Below are 18,360 nucleotides of genomic sequence, written 5' to 3'. Positions count from 1 at the left end.
CAATGCCGCCTAGGCGCGGTCGGTCATCGGTTCAGGTCCGGGATCCGCCAGTCGATCGGCGCATGGCCCTGGGCGGCGACGGCCTCGTTGATCTGGGTGAAGGGCCGGGAGCCGAAGAACTTCTTGGCCGACAGCGGCGAGGGGTGGGCGCCCTTGACGACCGCGTGCCGCTCCTCGTCGATCAGCGGGAGCTTCTTCTGCGCGTACGCCCCCCAGAGGACGAAGACGGCCGGGTCGGGGCGCTCGGCCACCGCGCGGATCACCGCGTCGGTGAACTTCTCCCAGCCCTTGCCCTTGTGCGAGTTGGGCTCGGCCTCGCGGACGGTGAGGACCGCGTTGAGCAGCAGGACGCCCTGCTCGGCCCACGGCATCAGGTAGCCGTTGTCCGGGACGGGGGTGCCCAGCTCGGCCTGCATCTCCTTGTAGATGTTGCGCAGCGAGGGCGGGGTCTTCACACCGGGCTGCACGGAGAAGCACAGTCCGTGGCCCTGGCCCGCGCCGTGGTACGGGTCCTGGCCGAGGACCAGCACCTTCACCTGGTCGAAGGGAGTGGCCTCCAGGGCCGCGAAGACCTGCTCGCGGGGCGGGTAGACCGGCCCGTTCGCCCGCTCCTTCTCGACGAACTCGGTGAGCTCTTTGAAGTAGGGCTGGTCCAGCTCTCCGCCGAGGACGGGGAGCCAGGACTCGGGCAGCATCTGGGTCACGGCGACAACCTCCGGTACACGTTCTTCGATACTCACGTCTGCGCGTCTCCAAGAGCCCGCGCGCTCGCGCAACTGCTTCGCGCGACTGGTCCAGAACTTACCGGTGGCCACTGACAACGCGACGCCCGCCCGCCCCGCCCGGGTGGGCGGTGCGGACGGGCGGTCGGTGTACGGGCCTGCTACCAGCTGGTCTTGCGGTACAGCTCCCACAGCTGCATGACGGTCTGCGGGTCGAGCGCCCGCTCCGCGCCGGCGATGTCGTCGCGGGCGGCGACGTACAGCTTGCCCTGCCACAGGGGCAGCAGCCGGACGTCGTCGGCGAAGATCTGCTGGGCCTTCTCGAACTCGTGGATGCCGGCCGACCGGTCGCTCTCGCGGCGGGACTTGGGCAGGATCACGTTCAGGATCTCGGTGGACTCGTACGGGGTGCCGACCGCGTTCTCCTTGCCGACGAACGGCGCGATGAAGTTGTCGGGGTCCGGGAAGTCGGGGAACCAGCCGCGGCCGAAGACCGGGTACTCGCCCTTCTTGTAGCCGGCCTGGAATTCCTTCCACGGCTGGCCGCGCAGGGTGATCTTGAAGAGCCCGCTCTCGTCGAGCTGGCGCTTGAGCTCGGTGAACTCGTCCGCGGTGGAGGCGCCGTAGCGGTCGGTGGTGTACCAGAAGGTCAGGTTCACCGGCGTGGGGATCCCGGCGTCCTTGAGGGCCTTCTTGGCCTTGGCCACGTCCGGCTGGCCGTAGGAGTCGTAGAACGGCGTCTTGTGGCCGACGACCCCCTTGGGGACCATCGAGTAGAGCGGCTCGGCGGTGCCCTGGTAGACCTTCGAGACGAGCGCCCCGCGGTCGACGATCTGGGCGATCGCCTGACGCACCTCGACCTTCGCGACCTGCGGGTCCGTGGGGTTGAAGATCAGGTAGCGGATCTCCGAGCCGACGTTCTCGACGACCTGCACGCCCGCGTCGTGCGAGGCGGGGGTCTGGAGGTCCTTGACCTCGTCGGCGGAGAGGCCGCGGTAGGTCGCGTCGATCTCCTTGCCCTTGAGGGCCGCGATCATCTTCTTGGAGTCCGCGAAGTAGCGGATGGTGACCCCGCCGTTGCGGCGGTTGGCGAAGCCGTTGTAGCTCTCGTTGCGGTTCAGGACCGCCTCGTTGGCGTCCTTGTACGACTCGAGGGTGTACGGGCCGGAGCCGGTGACCTTGTCGCCCTCGCGCAGCTTGTCGGCCGGGTACTGCTTCGGCGAGACGAGCGAGGCGGCCGGGGAGCCGAGCACGAAGGGGAAGGTGGCGTCCGGGGTGTTCAGGTGGAAGACCACCGTCTGCGCGTCCGGGGTCTCGATCTTGTCGAGGCTGCCGAAGAGGGCCTTGGGGCCGGACGGGGCGTTGATGGTCTTGATCCGGTCGAGGGAGTGCTTGACGGCCTTGGCGTCGAGCGGCTCGCCGTCGGAGAACTTCAGGCCCTTGCGCACGGTGCAGCGGTACGACTCGTTCCCGGAGTCGGTGAACTCGCAGTTCGAGGCGGCGTCCGGCTGGGGCTTGGTGGCACCCGTGGGGAACGCCAGCAGGGTCTGGTAGACGTTCCGGTAGAGCTCCCAGGAGCCGTCCCAGGCCGCGGCTGGATCGAGGGTCGTGGGTGCGCTCGTCGTTCCGACGACAATCCGCTGTTCTCCATTGCCGCCGTCGTCCGAGAACAGGCCGCATCCTGAGAGCAGGGATATGGACGCAAGGGCCGCAGTGATCTGCAGGCATCTGGTCCGGTTGAACACGTGCACGCTCCTCGATCAGCCAGGGGTGCGGCAGACCCTACCGCAGAGCATCACGAAACCAATGGGTAGGTTTCGTGCGGCACTTGACCGATTTAGTGCCCATTCGGTACGCATTTGCCTCCCCTACGGAGGCAAATGCGTCCGATTATCGGTCAATGCACCCCGGCATTAAGGAACATTCCCCCGTCTACGACGAGAGTTTGTCCCGTGATCCATTCCGCTTGTGCAGATGTAAGAAACGCGGCGGCCCCTCCGATGTCCTCCGGAAGCCCGAGGCGGCCCAGCGGGTACGCCGCAGCGGCCTCCTGTTCCCGGCCCTCGTAGAGCGCCTGCGCGAACCTGGTCTTGACCACCGCGGGCGCGATCGCGTTGACCCGGACCCCCGGCGCCATCTCGTGGGCGAGCTGCAGCGTCAGGTTGACCATGGCCGCCTTGCTCATCCCGTACGCCCCGATGAAGGGCGAGGCGGAGACGCCGGCGATCGAGGCGATGTTGACGATCGCCCCGCCGTTCTCCTTCTGCCAGGCGTGCCAGGTCCGCTGGGCGAAGCCGAGCGCCGAGATCACGTTGGTCTCGAAGACCTTGCGGGCGACCCCCAGGTCCAGGTCCGCGATCGGCCCGAAGACCGGATTGGTCCCCGCGTTGTTGATCAGGAAGTCGACGCGGCCGAAGGCCTCCATCGTGCGTTCCACGGCGACGGCCTGGTGGGCCTCGTCGTGCGCCTTGCCCGCGACCGCGATCACCCGGTCCGCACCGAGCCGCTCGACGGCCTCCTTGAGGGCCTCCTCGTTCCGGCCGGTGATGCACAGCCGGTCACCGCGCGCCACCAGGGCCTCGGCGATGCCGTAGCCGATGCCCCGGCTCGCACCGGTGATCAGTGCGACCTTGCCGCTGTCCGTTCCGTCGTACGTCATAGCGTGCGCCTGCCTCTCGTCAGCTGAGCGGGCCGCCGGCCACGTACATGACCTGGCCGGAAACGAAGCCGGCGGACTCGCCGGTGAAGAAGGCGATCGCGTTGGCCACGTCGTCCGGGCGCCCGACGCGCTGCACCGGGATCTGGGTGGCGGCCGCGGCCTGGAAGTCCTCGAAGTCCATGCCGACCCGGGCGGCCGTGTGGGCGGTCATCTCGGTGACGATGAAACCGGGGGCGACGGCGTTCGCGGTGATGCCGAACTTGCCGAGCTCGATGGCCAGGGTCTTGGTGAAGCCCTGCAGGCCGGCCTTGGCCGCCGAGTAGTTGGCCTGGCCGCGGTTGCCGAGCGCCGAGCTGCTGGACAGGCTCACGATCCGGCCGAACTTGGCCGCCACCATGTGCTTCTGACAGGCCTTCGACATCAGGAACGCACCGCGCAGGTGCACGTTCATGACGGTGTCCCAGTCGGTGTCGCTCATCTTGAAGAGCAGGTTGTCCCGCAGCACACCCGCGTTGTTGACGAGGATGGTCGGGGCGCCGAGCAGGGTCACCACCCGTTCGACGGCCGCCTCCACCTGCGCGCTGTCGGAGACGTCGCAGCCGATCGCGACGGCCGTGCCGCCGGCCGCCGTGATCGTCTCCACGGTGTCCTTGCAGGCCGCCTCGTCCAGGTCGAGGACGGCGACCGCCCGGCCTTCGGCGGCCAGGCGTACGGCAGTGGCGGCGCCGATGCCCCGGGCCGCCCCGGTCACGATCGCGACGCGCTGCTCGGTGGTGGACATGCTGGATCTCCTCGCCCTCGGAAAAGCGGCCCCTCATGGGTGAGCAACCGCTTAGTAGCTTCAGCTGAGGAGACGCTAGGAGCCCTGGCACTCCGTGTCAACGGGGAGCAGATCCAGCCGACTACCTGACCAGCAGGTCCAGCAGCCGCTCCACCTCGGCGGCGGGGTCCGCCGTCAGTCCCGTGTGGACCGGGCCCGGCTGCACCACCGTGCTGCGCGGCGCGATCAGCCACCGGAACCGCCGCCCCGCGTCGTCGCCCGCCGCCTGCCCGGCGGACTCGCCGCCCGCGCACACGCCCTCGACCCCGCGCAGGGCGGCCCGCACCCCGGCCACGTCGGCCTTCGGGTCCAGGGCGAGGAGCTTGGCCTCGTCGAGGTGGGTGCGCGCGCGGACGTAGGACTGCGCCCGGCAGTAGACGATCACGCCGGCGTTGAAACACTCGCCGCGCTCCATCCGGGGCACCACACGCACCACCGCGTACTCGAACACGTCCCGCTTGATCACTCGCTGTCGCTCTTCATCTTCCGGGGACGGGGGTCGAGGCGGTCGGCGAGCCAGCCGGGCGGACCCGACCGGACCTTCGCCTCGGCCTCCATCGTGATCCTCTCGTGGATCGTGGCCGCGCGCGGCAGCAGGGCCTCCACGTAGGCGCGGCGCAGCGCGTCGGTGGAGTCGAAGCCCGGCTCGTCGACGAGCCACTCGTCGGGCACGTCGGCGGCGACCTCGGTGAGCAGCTCCTCGGTGACCAGCGGTGCGAGCGCGGCCGCCGCGGCGGCGATGTCCGGGCCGACCGGGGCCAGTACGTGGTCGGAGGCGTTGTAGGGCTTGGCTGCGGCGCTCTCGGCGGTGGGCCAGTTGTGGTGCCAGATCATGGTGGCGCCGTGGTCGATGAGCCAGAGGTCCCCGTGCCAGACCAGCATGTTCGGGTTGCGCCAGGACCGGTCGACGTTGTTGATCAGTGCGTCGAACCAGACCACGCGCCCCGCCTCGACGGGGTCCACCTGGTAGGCGAGCGGGTCGAAGCCGATGGAGCCGGGGAGGTAGTCCATCCCGAGGTTCAGCCCGCCGCTGGCCTTGAGCAGCTCCTGGACCTCCTGGTCGGGCTCACCGAGCCCGATGACCGGGTCGAGCTGCATCTGCACCAGCCTGGGGACGCGCAGCCCCAGCCGCTGGGCCAGGCGGCCGCAGATGACCTCGGCGACCAGGGTCTTGCGACCCTGGCCGGCTCCGGTGAACTTCATGACGTACGTGCCGAGATCGTCGGCTTCCACGATTCCGGGGAGCGAGCCGCCCTCCCGCAGAGGCGTGACGTAACGGGTCGCGATCACTTCTGTGAGCATTTCCCCAGGCTATCCGGCCGCCCAGCCGCACCTCCAAGGCATGTCCGCGGCACGTCCGCTCACCCCTGCAGGCACCATTCGGTGAACCCCTCGATGCTGTCGTCCACGCGCGCGTCCTCGTCCGCCACGGCGGCGGTGCGGAAGAACCGGACCTCCTGGAAGTGCAGCTCCATGGCGCTGACCAGGCTCCGCAGGCTGAGCACCTCGCAGAGCCAGGTCCGCGCCTCGCTGCCGTCGAGGCCGGCCGGTACCAGGCCGTGCTCGGCGAGCAGGTCCGTCTTGCTGATCGCGACCGCCAGGCGGGCGCGCTTCAGCGGGGCACCCATCGCGGCCACCGCCTGGACCGACCGGGCGAAGACCTCCTCGGGGTCGACCGTGGAGCCGAGGGTGCGGTCCAGCAGGGGACCCGGCGCCGGGTCCGTCGCGGTCCAGAACTTGTTCACCGCCATCGGGTCGAGGACGAAGACGAAGGTGCGCGCGGCCCGGGCGTAGCGCAGCGCGTCGGTTTCCTCGCGGTCGACGAACCGCTCGCCGGCCGTGTCGAAGAGGTGGACCAGCCGCCGGGAGCGGCCGCCGCCGAGGACGAACGAGTGCGCCCGGGGCAGGGTCTTCTGGGTGGCGCGCGTGTTCCCGCGCATCCGCAGCACCTCGCGCAGCACCTGGTAGTTGGCCTCCGACTCCTCGTCGGCGAGGGTGAGCGCCGGACCGCCGTTCTCCGCCGCGCGCTCCAGGGACAGCAGCATGGCCGCCATCAGCTGCGTCTTGCCCGCCGCCCGGCCGCCGATCAGCGGTATCACCACCTCGGGCATGTGGCCGGCGTCCGTGTTCATCGGCTTTCCGCAGTGGGGGTGGACGCAGTACGCCTGGAGCCGCGCGTCCCGGCCCATCAGCATCAGCAGGGTCGGCATGCGCTGTCCGCATTGGCAGCGCCGCCGGAAGATGCCGTACGTGCCGGGGCGGATGTCCGCGTGCCGGCGGCGGCAGGTGGGGCGCGGGCAGTCGTACGCGGGATAGGGGACGCGTTCGAAGCAGTGCGGGCACAGCATCCCCGTGCGGAGGTGCTTCACCCACAGCACCGCCCGGTCGACGGCCCGCAGCGCACCGGCGAGGAGCCGCGCCCCGCCCGCCAGCAGGGCCGTCACCGCCGCGTGCAGGCCCAGCAGCACGGCGAGCGGCGGCAGGGCGACCAGCAGGCCCGTGCAGAGTCCCAGGTAGAGCGCCAGCCCGTACGGCACGGTGAAGGCCCGGCTGCGCGCCGGAGCGGTGAACTGCCCCGAGGTCACGGCCCGGAAGGAGTCGCCGACCGTCCTGACGTACGACCGGCGCTCCAGCACGAGGATCTGGCGCAGGTCGCGGGAGGCCGGTCCGAAGAAATAGTTGCGGTACGCCTTCACCTGCTCGTCCTGCGGACGGTAGGGCGCGATCGTCTGGAACTCGGGGGTGCGCCGGTGCACGACGCCGACCACCGTGCGTCCGTACCCGGCGAGCACCTGCATCACCAGGGCGAGGCCCCGCAGGGCGGCGATGACCGGGACGAAGGGCAGGAACGCGCCGAGCCCGAGGAGGTAGAAGGCGGGGATGAGGACGAAGGAGATGATTTCATCCACGGCGGGTCACTGTCCTTTCTTCTTCTTCCGTGACGTGCCGGGACGTGGTGCATCGGGACGTGGCGCATCAGGACGTGGCGCGTCCGGTGCCGGGGGCTCGGTCGCCCTCGCGCCGGGAGGGTCCGCGGCGGCGGACGTCGAGCGGCCGAAGCGCGAGAGCCAGCCCGCCCGGCGTTGCGGGCTGCTGCGCCGGGACTCGGCGTCCTCGGCGTAGTGGTCGGCGAGTTGGGGCTGGTGGGGCCGTACGGCCGCCTCCAGTCGTGCCAGGTCCGCCAGGGGCCAGTGCGCGGCGGGATGGGAGCGGATCGCCGTCACGAGCTCCAGTTGGGCCTGGGTGCGCAGAGACCGCCGCGACAGGGTGGCCGCGGTGGCCACATGGCTGAGCAGTACGTCGCCGATCCCCTCGCCGCCCGTGACCCTGCGGTGCACGTCCGACAGGTAGCGGTCCAGGTCGCGGTCGCTCAGCTCCGTCAGCCGGCCGTGCAGCCGCGGGGTGTCGACGGGCAGCCAGAGCATGGCGGGCACCAGGCACAGGTTCGTGAGCGCGAGCGTCGCGGACCACCGGAGCTTCGGTGGGACGTCGAAGGCCTCGAGGAGCTCCGTGGCCTCGACGGCCTCACGGAGGGCCCTGTTCAGATCGAGGGCGATCCGTACGCGCTCCCCCACGTCCGCGGGCAGCCAGGCGAAGCGGCCCGGTTCGGCGAGCAGCCCGCACAGGCGTAGACAGGCCGCCAGGGACTCTTCTTCCTGGATGTCCTGGCCCAGCGCGCGGCGGAACCATGCGCCGACCGCCTCGTCCACCGGTTCCGCGGCGGGCAGCAGCCTGGCGATCCAGGCCGCATCCGCGTGGGACCAGGTCCGCGAGGGGTGCCAGAGGGCGCTCACCAGCTCCTCGTCGGGCGATGTGCGCCCCCGGATCTTCAGGATCTTGAACATGATCGGAACCGTGTCCGAGCGGATCCGTTCGGCCCTCGCCCGCAGGTGGTGCTCCAGGACCAGGGGGCGGTCCGCCAGGTCGTCCTCGCGCAGGAGGTTTGCTGGGAAGTGCGACAGCACCTGCTCCTGGCCGGAGCGTCCCTTCAGCACCTCCTCCACCGCCGCGGCCAGGGATGCGCGCATCACCGGCAGGACGCGCAGGAGTTCGGACACCTCGTCGAGCAGCTCGTCGGTGCTCGAAGCGAGCAGCGCGTGAGCCAGGTCCAGGGTCTCCCGCTCCACGGCCTCCCGCGTCAGGGAGAGCCGGGCGCCGACGGCCCAGAGCAGCAGGCGGGTCCGCTCGCGGGGGGTCCGCGCCTCCGCCGCGAGCCGCTCCCACAGGGCGGTGGCCCGCTCGCGCGCCGTCGGGTCGTCGATCGGCACCGGCGGGGCGGCGTTCCCGGCGGAGCGGACGTAGGCCCGCATGCGCGACGCGTGCAGTTTCCCCTCGATCTCACGGTGCACGCCGATGTCGCCTCCGGCCTTCGCGGCCGCGCTCAGCATGGCCAGCCGGCCGTCGTCGAGGTCCCGGTGCTTGCGGTGGATGTCGTCCGCGACGGTCGCCCCGAGTGCGCCCAGGTGGTCGGCCCCGGCCAGCCAGTCGATCACCGCGTGTGCGTCGGCCTTGGTGAGCGTGATGCCGCCCGCACACGCCGCTGCGGCGACGGGGGCGTGCCAGTCCTCCGGCGTCTCCTCCCCGCCCCGCGTGTAGTCGGCCGTCCAGGACCAGACGAGCCGGACGGAATCGACGCCGATCCGGGTGAGGAGGCGGACCAGGTCGCTGACGGGCACCTCCGGGAAGACGCCCCGCGAGAAGTCGAAGACGGTGTAGGCCGCTTCGTCGTCCGTGCCGAAGGCGAGCTGCGCCTCCGGCACGGTGCCGATCAGGTGCAGCCGGCTCCGGGCCGGACGGAAGACGTAGGTGGCGAAGGAGAGCCCGCGGGCGAGCGGAGGCGGCAGCAGGTAGGAGACGGCGGCGAACCAGCGCGCGATCCGTTCGGTGTCGTGGTCGACCACCACCACCGAGCCGTGTTCGGTGAGCGCGGCGAACACGGCGGCCAGCAGCTCCGGCAGCCGGGCCGCGTGGGGATGCCCGCGCAGGAACTCGGCCACGGCCCGGACACCGAGCGGTCCGGGCGCGGGCGCCGCGAGCACCGGGATCTCGGTGGCCGGGGCCACCGTGCGGGTCCACACGGGCGAGTTCCACAACTCGATCCCGAGCATCCCGCCCGCGGCCTCCCGGAAGTCCTCGCTGTGCAGGGCGTGGGCGAAGTAGTTGCCGAAGCGGCGGGCGGAGTCGCGGCCCACGTACCGCACGCACAGCGCGGTGGCGCGGCGCCCGTCCCGGTCGTAGGGCCGGTAGCAGAGGTTGACCGGGCAGCGCTCCAGCAGCTCCGGCGTGTCCGACTCCACCAGGGAGCGGGGCGGCTCGTACCCGGCCAGGGCCTCCACGGCCTGCCGGGTGCCCGCGGTGACGCCCGGGCTGACGGCGTTGAACTGGAAGCCGGAGAACCCGCTGAGCCCGTGCTCGCAGGAGGTGTAGTAGAGCTGCTGGAAGTGCTTCATCCCCGGCCCGCCTTCGGCACCGAACCGAACTCGCTCAGGAGCCACAGCAGGGGGTCGGCGACCCGGTACGGCTGGATGCCGGTGGCGGCGACCCGGGCGTCGGTGGTGGGGTGGCGGCCGAGCGCGGAGACCCCGAAGTACCGGTAGCGGGAGTAGTGGTTGTCCAGCAGGTGGTCGATCGGCACGCCGTCCCAGTCCTTGAGGAGCCGGCGCACCTCCTCGTGGACGTTGAGGCTGTCGCCCACGTCGAAGCGGTCCCGCGCGGGCACGTGGTCGCGCAGCGGGCTGCCGGCATCGAGCAGGTGCCAGAAGGCGTCCATCTTCGAGAAGACGACGGCGATCGGTATGTCTATCTTCTGGGCGGCCCGGCCGGAACCGCGGGCGAGCAGCAGGTTGGTCACCCGGGAGAGGACGTTGATGGGAGGGTCGAGCCCCTCGCTGCCCGGCAGCGGGGTCCCGGGCAGGGCGTTGTCGCGGGCGCCCGGCATCTGCAGCGGGTCGAGCAGCAGCACGATGCCGTCGGCGCCGGCCAGATAGCGGGTGTTGAGCTCCACGTTCTCCCGGGAGTTGAAGTCCTCGCCGGCCGTGTCGAAGAAGGACAGGACGGTGTGCTGCGGGCGTTCGCCGAGCAGCGTGCGACGGCGCAGGCCGAAGCGGAAGACCAGCGGATCCACCCGGTTGAGGTTGGTGGAGGCCGTCTGGGTGCCGGGGAACATCTGGTTGTCGCGGTAGAGGCGGTCCTCGTAGTCGGAGCTGAAGCGCCGCATCGTCTCGTCGTCCGAGCCCATCAGGGCAGCTCCGAAGGCCTCTCCGATCCGGTTGCGCATCTCGTGGAGCAGCACCGTCATGTAGACGGTCTTGCCGGACGCCTTCGGGCCGACCATGGCGATCAGACGGTTGTCCATCATGCCGAACTGGACGGGCAGTTCGGAGTGGCAGACCGGGCAGATCCGGTAGGTGGTCTCTCCGTCGCAGTCCGGGCAGACGGCCGTGGGCTTGCGGCCGTCGGCGGCGAAGTCCGGTCCGAGGTCGTGGCTGCGGCGGGGTCCCTTCCGCTGGTCGAGCACCTGGTCGCGGCGCCGCTCGCACTGCTTTCCGGTCCGGCTCAACCGGCTGTGGCAGCGGAACCGGATCTCGCGCGGGGCGAAGTTCTCGTAGCAGTAGGGGCAGATGAGGCGTTTGGCCATCAGGTGACTCGCAGTCTGTGCAGCGCCGTCGGGCGGATGTCGATACCGAGGTCGGTGCCCGCGTCCGCGTGCGCCGGGAAGCAGACCAGCCAGGACGGGCCGCGCGTGGCGGGCAGCGGGAACTCCACGGTCAAGGGGGTGGCTGCGGACAGCCGCTGTGCGGGCACCTCGTGCAGGACGGTGCCCTCGGCCGTACTGGTGGGGCGGAAGCGGCCGAGGCTGTGGACGATGCGGAGCCCGGGCAGGTCGCAGCCGTCCTCGGAGGTGAAGGTGACCGTGGCCACCCGGCCCTTGAGGCGGCGGCGCACGCTCGGCTCGTACGAGACGACCGTCGGGGCGGCCGGGACGAGCAGGGAGGAGGCTCCTTCGCAGTCCTCGCCGAGATCCGCCACCAGGGCCTCCACGGTGAGGGTGACGGCCGCGTTGCCGACGGTCAGGTCGAAGCCGCCGTCGTGCTCGTACACCCGGCGGCGGCACACGGTGTCCCCCGCGCCCGCGGCGGCCCCGGCGGTGTTCCCCTCCCGGCGCCAGCGCACCCGCGCGCTCAGGGCCCCCTCGGGCCAGGCCCACAGCACGAGGAGGTGGTCCCCGCGCCGGACGGCCTGGAGCTGGCCCACCGGGACCGCGAACAGGATCCGCGGATCGACGGGGGACCGCGGCGGGTCCTCGTCCGTCAGGTCGTACGGATCGCTGCGGGGCGGGGCCGGGGAGTCGGGGTCAGGGCGGGGCTCGGGACCGGGCTCGGGCTCGCGGTGGGGATCGGGCCCGGGGTGGTGAGCGCTCGGCGGGGGCGGTGGCGATTCCTCCGGCGAGCCGGGGGCATCGGCGGACGCGGGTCCGGCCGCCGGGGATTCGGCGTACGGGGATTCGGCGTACCGGGGCTCGGCGTACGGGGGCTCGTCGTACGGGGCGTGCGCGGACTCGGTGTACGGGGCGTGCGGGGGCTCGGCGTGCGGCTGCGGCACGGCGGCTTCGGGCTCGGAGGGCGCGAAGGCGTCCTCCTGCCCGGCCGGCCCGCCGCCCTGCCGCGGGGCGGGCTCGGGGTCCTCCACCGGGGGGCGCCCGGTGCGGGGCTCCGGGTCCGTCGGCGCTCCGGCGGGTTCGGGGTCCAGGAGGGTGTCCACGTACTCCGGACCGGCCGCGTACCGGGTGTCCCCGCCGGGGCGACCGCTCTCCGTACGCGGGTAGCCGGAGTCGCGGCCGGCGTACCCGGAGTCCCGGCCCCCGTACCCGGCCTCCGCCCGTGGCGGCCTCCCGGCTGATCCGGTGACGACGCGCAGCACTCCGAAGTCCCGCAGCTCCAGCAACCCGAGCACGACGGCGAGTTCGGGGCGGTCGCAGCGCACCGTCAGGCCCTGTGCGGCCGGGAGGGCCTCGATCCCGGTCCGCAGCCCGGGCTCGGCGCCCATCCCGCCGGCCAGCAGCACCGTGTCCACGGCCGGTTCCGCGATGCCGAGCTGCTCCGCTACGGCGGCGAGCAGGCGCTCCCGCAGGGGCGTCACCGCCCGCTCGAAGTCGCTCCGGTCCAGGGTCAGCGCATGGCGGCCGCCCTCGGCGTCCTCCACGGCCTCGGTGACGGTGTCCGAGTCGCCGAGCGCCCGTCGCAGGACCTCCGCCGCGCCGAGCGGGTCCACGCCGTCCGGCAGGCGGCCGGCGAGTTCGGCGGCGACCGCGGCGTCCCAGTCGTCGCCGCCGAGGTGGAGGCTGAGGCAGCGGACCACGTGCACGGTGAGGTCGGGGGCGACGGCCAGGACGCTCAGGTCCAGGGTGGTCGCCCCCTGGTCGCAGACCAGGACCGTGTGGTCCACGCCCTGCGCGACGGCCCCGTAGTGCAGGGCCACGGCCACGGGCTCCGGTACGACGCGTCCGACCTCGAGCCCGGAGCGCTCCACCGCGTACCGCAGCTCGTCCTCCCGCCCGCCCGACACAGGGAGTCCGAGAGCGGCCGTGCGGTCCGGTTGCGCCCCGTGGCCCCCCTCTCCCGCCGGGGCGGATCCGATCAGCAGGGGCAGGGCCCGGACCGGGTCGAGGACGCCGTCCGCACCGGCGAGCCGGGTCGTGGTCACCTCCGGCAGGCCGTCGGGGCCCACCCGCGCGACCCTCCCGAAGCGGTGTCCCAGGTCGATGGCGATCATGACCGTACGCTCCCTTCGCCCGCGAACGGCCCCGCGCCGTCGGCGGTGACCCACGGCCGGCCGTCGGCCCCGAGGCCGACCCGGATCCGGCTGCCCGGCTCCGGACGGTTCACCAGCAGATGGCCGACGACGGCCGCGCGCACCAGTTCCAGTTCGTTGCGGATCTGCCGCCCGCCGTAGGCCTGGTGCGCGGGGTCCGACATCCGCTCCGTGATCCACGGGTGCAGGGTGTCCGTGTCGGGAACCAGCTCCACGCGGTGGCGTTCCCGGACCGACTCGGCGAGCTCCCCGAGCAGCCGGTCGGCGATCCTGGCGACGTGCTCGGGGCGCAGCATGTCGAAGACGACCACGCCCGGCTTGAGCCGGCCGTAGATCTCCGGCCTGCCGATCTGCCGGAACTTCTCCTCCACGGCGCGGGTGAAGTGCGCCTCCAGCTGGGGGTACGAGAGCCGGTCGCGCTCCTCCAGCAGGCTCCGGACCTGATCCGCCCCCGTGTTGGAGGTGAAGATGATCAGGCACTGGGAGAAGTACGCCGTCTGGCCGCGGCCGTCGGTGAGCCGGCCGTCCTCCAGGATCTGCAGGAACTTGTCCAGCACCTTGGGGTGGGCCTTCTCGATCTCGTCGAAGAGCAGCACGCTGAAAGGCCGTTCCTGCACGCGGCGGGTCAGCTCGCCCCCCTGTTCGTGGCCGATGTAGCCGGGCGGCGCGCCGGCCAGGCGTTCGGCGGCGTGCTCCTGCTGGTACTCGCTCATGTCGAAGCGGGCGTAGGCGCTCTGATCGCCGAACATCAACTCGGCTACGGACTTGGCGAGTTCGGTCTTGCCGACGCCGGTCGGGCCGACGAAGAAGAAGGCGCCCCGGGGACGAGCGGTCCCCGAGCTGCCGAAGTCGACGCCCACGAAGGCGGACTGGAGGGCGGAGGCCACGGCGTTCACGGCCACGCTCTGGCCGACCACCCGGGAGCCGAGGGCCCCGGCGGCGCCCGCGACGGTCTCCCGGTCGAGCTGGGTCCACGGATCGACGCTCACGTTGAGCCGGTGCAGTTCCAGCAGCTTGTCCGGTTTCCCCACGGGTGCGTTGCGCATCCACGAGGTCCTGGCGAGGGAGTCGATGTCCCAGCCCAGCATGCCGTCGGTGGCTCCCACGAGGGCTTCGAGATCGGCGCGCGAGGACTCGTGCGCGCCGTTGAAGGTGCGGAGCAGCCAGGTGAGCCACAGCCGCCGTTCGCTGGGGTCGGGCGGGCCGATGTGGAGTGCGGCGACCCTCGGGTCCTCCAGGTGGAACCAGCCGGGCAGCCGCCCGACGTCGCCCACCGCGCACAGCACCGCGTTGCGCGCGTGCGGGGCCGGGCCCGCGGCGGAGCGCGGGGTCACGGCGTCCGTCATCGCGGCGCGCAGCCTCAGGTAGCCCAGGTGCGATTCGGGCCGGCCGGGCGGCAGATGGTGGTCGACGTCCTCGAAGACGAAGGCGACCGCCGCGTCGGGCAGGGCCACCAGGCGGTGCACGGTGGCGACGACGTCCTCGAAGGAGCGGGGCCGGCCCGACTGCCGCGGCGTCAGCAGGCGTTCGCGGCCGCGGTCCCGCTCGTCTCCGCGCCGGGCGCGGGCGCTGGCGTCCGGTGCGCCGTCGAGCGGCCCTTCCGCGTCCCCGCGCCCCTGCGGCGGGGGCCGCGTTCCCGCGGCGTCCGGGGGCGTTCCGGTCCCGGACGCCCCGCCCGGGGTGGCAGCCCCGCCCGGTGTGGCAGCCCCGCCCGGCGTCTGCGCGCGCCCGGAGGACCGCCCTTCGCGCAGCTCGTCGAAGCGCTCGGCGTGACCGGGCAGCGGAAAGGTGAGCCCGCCCACCGGATCCCACCAGCCGACGACCTCGGCGCCGCGCGCTTCGAGGAGGCCGGCGACCACCTCGCGGAAGGAGGCCGGCCGGTCCGCGAACCACCAGCGGTCCCTGATCTGACCGTTGAGGATCACTTGGCGCCCACGCCTCAGCTCCCAGTCCAGGGAGACCGCCCACAGCGGCATCATGCCGTCCGCGACCACCGGCTGTCCGTCCCCGGCGGGCCCGCCCGGAGGCTCCGTACGCGCGGGGCGTCCCGCGCCGCCGGCCCCGCCCTCATCGGACTGCTTCGCCCAGCCGACGGTGCTCACCCGGTCCAACTCCACTCCTCCGTGTCCGGCGCCTGCTCCACGTCCGTCAGCGTCTTGCCCTGCGGGCCCGGCGGCTTGCCCTGCCAGGTGAGTTCCCCGGGAACGAAGCCGTCCCCTTCGACGATGGCCTCGTGCACCCGCACCAGGAGGTCCTCGGTGCGGTCGCACACCGCGACCTCCGGATCCGGGCGGAGGGTGACATCGGGCTCGCCGTCGACCTGGTAGACGAGGACGGGGGTGCCGCCGCCGTCCGTGGTGATCGTGGTCCGGTACGTCGCTCCGGTCGGACGCTCGAAGCTCAGCAGCAGCTCTCCGGCCTGCTCCGCTCCCCCGGTGAAGGCGAAGCCCTCGCCGATCATGGCGTCCTGCAGCGCCTGCGCGAGATCCATCCGGCGTGCGTACGCCAAGTGCAGTTCGTCCAGCCGGGCTTCCGTGCCGACGAGCAGGTCCTCCAGTGCCGCGACCGCCGTCAGCGCCTCCTTCGGCGCGTCCGCCGCGAGCGGGCTCGTGACGGCGGTCAGCGCCGCCTCGATGCGCTCGGCGAGTTCGGGGGCGGCGAGCTCGCGGGCCTCGGCCGCCGCCTCCGCCACGGACTGCCGTACGACGCCGAGCCGGTCCGTGGCCTCCGTGAGCATCGCCGTCACGCGCTCCTGTTCGGCCTCCAGCGCGGCCTGCCGTGCCGCCTCCTGCTCGGACGCGCGCTCCTCCGCCTGCAGTTGTGCCTCTCGGGCCTCCTCCGCCCGACGGCGTTCTCCGGCGGCCCGCTCCCCGACGGTCGCGGCATGCCGGGTGAGCGCGTGCTCCGCGGTGCCGAGCATCGCCTGGAACCGCGTCTGCGCACCGGGTCCGGCCGCGGCGCGCAACTCGGCGAGCAGATCGAGGCAGCGCCGGTGTCCCTCGGGGTCGCTTTCGCGGGCTTGCGGTCCGATCCCGGCGAGCCGTTCCTCCAGCCCGGCCAGGACGGCACCGTGGTCGGCGTTCCGGCCGGAAGCCCCCGCCTCCTCGGTGAGCAGGACGACCCGGCCGCGCAGTTCCTCGATGTCCCGGCCGGGATCCTCTCCCCGCTCCACGCGGCTCTGGAGCAGGTCCAGGCGCTCGCGCAGCACGCGCACACCGGAGTCCTCGGCGCGGGCCCGGCCCAGCAGCTGCCGCACCTCGGCCAGCCGGCGCGCGTCGGCGTCGGCCTGCTCCCGGCGCACCCCGGCGGCGTGGGACTCCTGTTGCGCGGACCGGCGCCGGGCGAGCTCCGCCTCCCGGCGCCCGGCCTCCGCCCTGGCCCGCTCCCGGCGGGCGGCGACTTCCCGGGCCCGCTGGGCGGCGCGCTCGGCCCGTTCCCTGGCGCGCTGCGCCTCCAGCCGCCGGCGGGCCTCCGACCGCTGCGCCTCCACCCGCTGGCGGGCGGCCGCCCGGGCAAGGCTCCTTCCCACCTCGATCCGTGCGTAGGCCGGCGCGACCGACACCGTGCTGTACTTCGGTGATCCGCTCATGTTTCCCTCCGTTCCTCGGCGCGCAGGACGAAGCCCCGTGCCGCGAGTCGTTCCTCGAGCCCCTCACGGAAGCCGGGAGTCGGCGGCACTCCGGCCCAGGACAGCGATCCGTCGGCTTCCAGGGACAGTTCGACGCCCGCGCTGTGGTCGGGCTCGGTCCCCACGTCCGCGTAGCGGCCGGTGAGCGCGATGATGCGCTGGTTGGATGAGCCGCGCCAGCGCAGACCGTGCTGCCGGGACGCCACGTAGGGGCCGTCGACGAGCAGGTCCAGGCGGCGCAGCAGTGCCTGCCGGTCGGGGCCGCCCCGGCGCAGGGCCTCGTACCGGAATCCGGAGTAGGCCATGGCGCTGAGTTCGGGGCGCCGCGCCCGCACGGCGTCGAGCAGTGAGGCCAGCTCCGCCGCCTGGCTGAAGGGTTCGCCGCCGGAGAGGGTGACGCCTTCGATGTCGGGCAACCCGCAGAGCCAGTCGGTGAGTTCCTCCACGGTGTGGGCGGTGCCCCCGTCGAAGGGCAGCGTTTCCGCGGCCACGCAGCCCCGGCAGCGCAGCGGGCAGCCCTGCACCCAGATCACGGCTCTGACCCCCGGGCCGAGGACGGTGCAGCGGTCGAGCCGCCGCGCCACCGAGAGCCTGGTCACCTCTGCCATGCCGCGCCCTCCGTCCCCTTCGCGTCCTTCGCGGCCTTCGCACCCCCGGCGTCCGCCGCCACCTCGTCCGTACGCGGCCTCGCGTCCGGCCCCGGATAGCCGTCGGCCCCGCGTTCGGCCAGGTCGCACCAGGGGCACCAGGGCCGCTCCGCCGTGTGCACGTGCAGGGCGTTCCGCCGGCAGGTCCTCAGCCGCGCCGGATCCGACTCCGCCGCCAACGCCTCGCACCAGACCGCCGCGGAAGGCCGGATCCCGCCGAACGCGGCGCGGAAGAGCGCGGTGAGCCGGCGCGGGAGCAGGTCGACGGGCGGCGCGGAGCGGGGCAGGTACACCGAGGTCCGGTCGAGCAGTCGGCACCGGCCGTGCAGGACGTTGTCGTCGTACGACAGGTAGTCGCCGCCCCCCGAGGGGTGCCCGGCGAAGGGGTGGAGCCCGCACATCAGCAACTGGTGGACGAGGACGGCGAGGACGAACTCGTCGGACGCCCGGTCCGGCGCGGTGCTGGCCGGTGCGCCGATCCGTTCGGGCGCGGTGTGGCCCGGGCTGCCCATCCGCCCGGGGAACGTCTCGCCCCCGTCCGTGAACTGCCAGGAGTCCACGTCCGCGATGCCGACCCTGCCCTGCGGGTCCACCCAGAGGTTGTCCGGCTTCAGGTCGCCCACCACGTAGTCCTCGGCGTGCAGGTCCGCGAGGAGACGGGCGAGCGAGAGGGCCGCCGCGAGTGCGGTGGCCCACGTCGCACGGGGCAGCAGCACCTGGCGGGCCTGCGGGGTCAGCAGGTACGCGAACGGCTGATGGGCGTGGCGCATGTCGGTCATCACGTACCCGTCCACGCCGTCGCCGCCCGGCCCGCCGGCCCGGACCCCGGCCATCGGCCAGGCGACCCGCGGGGGCGTCCCCGAGAGCAGCCGGACGGAACGCGGCTGACGGCGCTGCCGGACCAGGCGGGCGATGCGGCGCCGGTAGGCGGCGGGATCGGGCGGGTCGAGGACGAGTTTGGCCACCAGGGGGCGCGCGTCGTCCACGGCGAAGACGACCCCTTCCGAGCCGCTGCCGATCTGCCGCGTGAGGTGCCATGTGCGTCCGCTGTCGGACACCACCGTGAGGGCCAT

The 18,360-nt window shown here is 72.7% G+C and carries 14 protein-coding genes; all 14 read right to left on the bottom strand.

The window, feature by feature from the left end; translation table 11 throughout:
• Positions 1-23 precede the first annotated feature (23 nt).
• Positions 24-695: a uracil-DNA glycosylase gene (locus OG898_RS25540; RefSeq protein ID WP_250745265.1), complete on the bottom strand. Its 672-nt coding sequence runs from the start codon at positions 693-695 to the stop codon at positions 24-26.
• 188 nt (positions 696-883) lie between these two features.
• Positions 884-2,467 (bottom strand): ABC transporter substrate-binding protein, encoded by a 1,584-nt coding sequence (locus tag OG898_RS25535; protein ID WP_250745255.1) that lies wholly within the window; start codon positions 2,465-2,467, stop codon positions 884-886.
• A gap of 152 nt (positions 2,468-2,619) precedes the next feature.
• The gene (locus tag OG898_RS25530; RefSeq protein WP_250745254.1) at positions 2,620-3,381 is read right to left on the bottom strand and encodes an SDR family oxidoreductase; all 762 of its coding nucleotides are present in this window, start codon (positions 3,379-3,381) and stop codon (positions 2,620-2,622) included.
• Between the two features lie 19 nt (positions 3,382-3,400).
• A complete protein-coding gene (fabG, locus tag OG898_RS25525) occupies positions 3,401-4,162 on the bottom strand; it encodes a 3-oxoacyl-ACP reductase FabG (protein ID WP_250745253.1) in 762 nt (253 codons plus the stop codon).
• 121 nt (positions 4,163-4,283) lie between these two features.
• On the bottom strand, positions 4,284-4,667 hold the full coding sequence (locus OG898_RS25520; protein ID WP_250745252.1) for a DUF3037 domain-containing protein: 384 nt from the start codon (positions 4,665-4,667) through the stop codon (positions 4,284-4,286).
• The gene (locus OG898_RS25515) at positions 4,664-5,503 is read right to left on the bottom strand and encodes a HipA family kinase (protein ID WP_250745251.1); all 840 of its coding nucleotides are present in this window, start codon (positions 5,501-5,503) and stop codon (positions 4,664-4,666) included. Before OG898_RS25515 ends, OG898_RS25520 begins: the two co-directional genes overlap by 4 nt.
• Positions 5,504-5,562: 59 nt before the next feature.
• Positions 5,563-7,110 (bottom strand): hypothetical protein, encoded by a 1,548-nt coding sequence (locus tag OG898_RS25510; RefSeq protein ID WP_266959430.1) that lies wholly within the window; start codon positions 7,108-7,110, stop codon positions 5,563-5,565.
• A 6-nt stretch (positions 7,111-7,116) separates the two neighbouring features.
• The gene (locus tag OG898_RS25505; protein WP_266959428.1) at positions 7,117-9,651 is read right to left on the bottom strand and encodes a GTPase-associated protein 1-related protein; all 2,535 of its coding nucleotides are present in this window, start codon (positions 9,649-9,651) and stop codon (positions 7,117-7,119) included.
• Positions 9,648-10,838, bottom strand: coding sequence for a hypothetical protein (locus tag OG898_RS25500; RefSeq protein ID WP_250745248.1), 1,191 nt, complete (start codon positions 10,836-10,838; stop codon positions 9,648-9,650). Before OG898_RS25500 ends, OG898_RS25505 begins: the two co-directional genes overlap by 4 nt.
• Positions 10,838-12,973, bottom strand: a complete 2,136-nt coding sequence (locus OG898_RS25495) for an Hsp70 family protein (protein ID WP_266959426.1) — start codon at positions 12,971-12,973, stop codon at positions 10,838-10,840. Before OG898_RS25495 ends, OG898_RS25500 begins: the two co-directional genes overlap by 1 nt.
• Positions 12,970-15,114, bottom strand: a complete 2,145-nt coding sequence (locus OG898_RS25490) for an AAA family ATPase (protein WP_266960436.1) — start codon at positions 15,112-15,114, stop codon at positions 12,970-12,972. Before OG898_RS25490 ends, OG898_RS25495 begins: the two co-directional genes overlap by 4 nt.
• On the bottom strand, positions 15,111-16,601 hold the full coding sequence (locus tag OG898_RS25485; protein ID WP_266959424.1) for a hypothetical protein: 1,491 nt from the start codon (positions 16,599-16,601) through the stop codon (positions 15,111-15,113). The genes OG898_RS25490 and OG898_RS25485 overlap by 4 nt, the downstream gene beginning before the upstream one ends.
• Complete coding sequence (locus tag OG898_RS25480) at positions 16,598-17,248, bottom strand: 4Fe-4S single cluster domain-containing protein (RefSeq protein WP_266959422.1); 651 nt, start codon at positions 17,246-17,248, stop codon at positions 16,598-16,600. The genes OG898_RS25485 and OG898_RS25480 overlap by 4 nt, the downstream gene beginning before the upstream one ends.
• Positions 17,236-18,360: a hypothetical protein gene (locus OG898_RS25475; RefSeq protein WP_266960434.1), complete on the bottom strand. Its 1,125-nt coding sequence runs from the start codon at positions 18,358-18,360 to the stop codon at positions 17,236-17,238. The genes OG898_RS25480 and OG898_RS25475 overlap by 13 nt, the downstream gene beginning before the upstream one ends.

It is taken from the genome of Streptomyces sp. NBC_00193, assembly GCF_026342735.1.
Lineage (GTDB): Bacteria > Actinomycetota > Actinomycetes > Streptomycetales > Streptomycetaceae > Streptomyces > Streptomyces stoeckheimensis.
This window is presented reverse-complemented; position numbering and strand designations above follow the sequence as displayed.